We start from the raw sequence: 1,383 nt of genomic DNA, 5'->3' as shown, positions 1-1,383 counted from the left end.
CGACCCCTCCGGCCAGGAGAAGAACCCCTACCTCTACGCCGAAGGCGACCCCGTCAACCGCATCGACCCGACGGGCACCATCAGCCTCGGCGGCGTGATGGACACCGTGGGCAAGGCGGGAGACGCCATAGCGGGCGGTCAATTCCTGGGCCAGCTGGCGACAGGAGATTACAAGGGCGCCGCCGGTACGGCGATCAGCTTCGCGGCGGACAAGGCGTTCACCGCGGGCTGCACCTACCTGACCGGAGGAGCGGGCGCGATCCCCTGCGCAGTCGGCGGAATGGCCGTCGGTGAGGCCGCGGATTCCGCGTACGAAGACGCCACGAGCTGAATGCAAACCTCAACCCGAACAGGGAGGTATTCTTATGCGATCGTCCGGCACGCCGGTCACGCTGGCATACAAAGGGCTTGACGGATTCCCGCTCTGGCTCTTGTTCGGAATTGCCATTCTGGCCTTCATCATCTTCGGAGTAGTGCAGTCCCGCAAGAACAAGTAGGATCCGAAAGCTCCAGTGGGCGGCGCCTGGAAAAGGGCGCCGCCCACTGTGCGCGGACTGGCCTGTCGGCCACGAGGGAGGTGTCCATGCGCGGTGCCGGGCTGCTGCCGGCCATCATCGGCGCAACCGTTTTCGTGGCCAAGCCTGTTGATTCGTATGCTGATTTTGTTCGCCTTGAGCGGGTAGGTCGCGTGGTTGGCATTATCCCGGGGGGTGGTTGGCGGGCATCGTGGCATGACGATGTTGAAGGAGACATGACGCAGGATGTAATAGGATGGCTAGTCACTGATGCAGGCAAGGCCTTTCCTGTCGTTCTTTCTGAAGATGGAGTGGGTGAATTCACCGATTCCGCAGATGAAATGATCCCTCCCGGGAGTTTCGAGTCACCGTGAGATGCATTCGAATCATCGCCTGAAGCTTGCAGAGGGGAGCGGGCCGTCGGCCGCTGCGCGGGACCGATCCATACGGGTACCCGTGCGGTGGTCGCATCGGCTCCAAACCGCCCGGGTCAGCTGCGTGGCCGGGTTGTCGGCCATGGCGAACAGCAGGGGCACGCTCGCTGCGGTACACGGGTCGACATCTCCTTGGTCATGGGCCTCCGCATAGAAGTCCCCCAGCTCTCGGACCGCACCGCCGGGGCTTCGGAGAGCATCTTCAAAAGGTGGCTGGGACTCCGCAGACCTGGCCGGGCAGGTGGCCTGCCTCCCAGTCGACCTTGTCCACGTTGATCACGCGGGACAGTCTGCACGGCACCACTGACACCGCAGCGGAGACCGGCAGCTCAACCGAGCGATGCTGTCAACGCTCTCTGAAATCTGACCCCCGGCGAGTCTCTGAAAACTGACCCCCCATGTTGTTGGCCGCCGAGTGCCCTGGTCGTGTCGTC

1 protein-coding gene and 1 pseudogene are annotated in these 1,383 nt (G+C 63.4%); both read left to right on the top strand.

What is annotated here, in order from left to right:
* Nucleotides 1-331 (top strand): annotated as a pseudogene (locus AB0E62_RS40010) (RHS repeat-associated core domain-containing protein); the annotation flags it as partial.
* A gap of 252 nt (nucleotides 332-583) precedes the next feature.
* The gene (locus tag AB0E62_RS40005; protein WP_362206066.1) at nucleotides 584-889 is read left to right on the top strand and encodes a hypothetical protein; all 306 of its coding nucleotides are present in this window, start codon (nucleotides 584-586) and stop codon (nucleotides 887-889) included.
* The last annotated feature ends 494 nt before the right edge of the window (nucleotides 890-1,383 follow it).

The sequence above is a fragment of the Streptomyces sp. NPDC038707 genome (genome assembly GCF_040636485.1).
GTDB lineage: Bacteria > Actinomycetota > Actinomycetes > Streptomycetales > Streptomycetaceae > Streptomyces.
This window is presented reverse-complemented; position numbering and strand designations above follow the sequence as displayed.